1 protein-coding gene is annotated in these 624 nt (G+C 74.5%); it reads left to right on the forward strand.

From position 1 onward, the window contains the following. Positions 1-25 precede the first annotated feature (25 nt). Positions 26-624, forward strand: a 599-nt coding sequence (locus tag ACOADB_RS23305; RefSeq protein WP_378604349.1) for an ATP-binding protein, incomplete at its 3' end; no start/stop codon positions are given.

A 624-nucleotide genomic window follows, 5' to 3' on the forward strand; every position in this document is an offset into this window, starting at 1 on the left:
CGTGGCCGCACACAGCAGCCTGACCATGGTCGGGCGTGACGACGAGCTCGCTGAGGCGAGCGAGGTCCTCGACGACGCCGTACGCGCCGCCGGTGAGGGCACGTCCCGCCGGGTCGTGCTGCTGTCCGGCGACGCGGGCGTCGGCAAGACGCGGCTGCTGCGCGCGCTGCGCGACCACGCGCTCGAGCGTGACTGGCAGGTGCTCGCCGGCCACTGTCTCGACTTCGGCGACAGCGCCCTGCCCTACCTGCCCTTCAGCGAGGTGCTCGGCCGGATCGGTGCGGCCCACCCCGAGCTGGTCGACGCGGTGGCCGCGCGCCACCCCGCCATCGCGCGACTGCAGCCCGGCCGCCGGGCCCGCACCGTCGCTGACGACGACGCCGACGGCGACTTCACCCACGCGACCGACCGCGGCGACATCTTCGAGGCCGTGCACGCGCTGCTCGAAGCGGCGGCCACCGAGTCGCCCGTCCTGCTGGTCGTCGAGGACCTGCACTGGGCCGACCAGTCCACCCGCGACATGCTCGGCTTCCTGTTCACCCGCGCGTTCACCCAGCCGGTGGCGATCGTGGCGTCGTACCGCTCGGACGACCTGCACCGCCGCCACCCGCTGCGCCGCCAGGT

The sequence above is a fragment of the Nocardioides sp. CPCC 206348 genome, from assembly GCF_048654705.1.
Lineage (GTDB): Bacteria > Actinomycetota > Actinomycetes > Propionibacteriales > Nocardioidaceae > Nocardioides.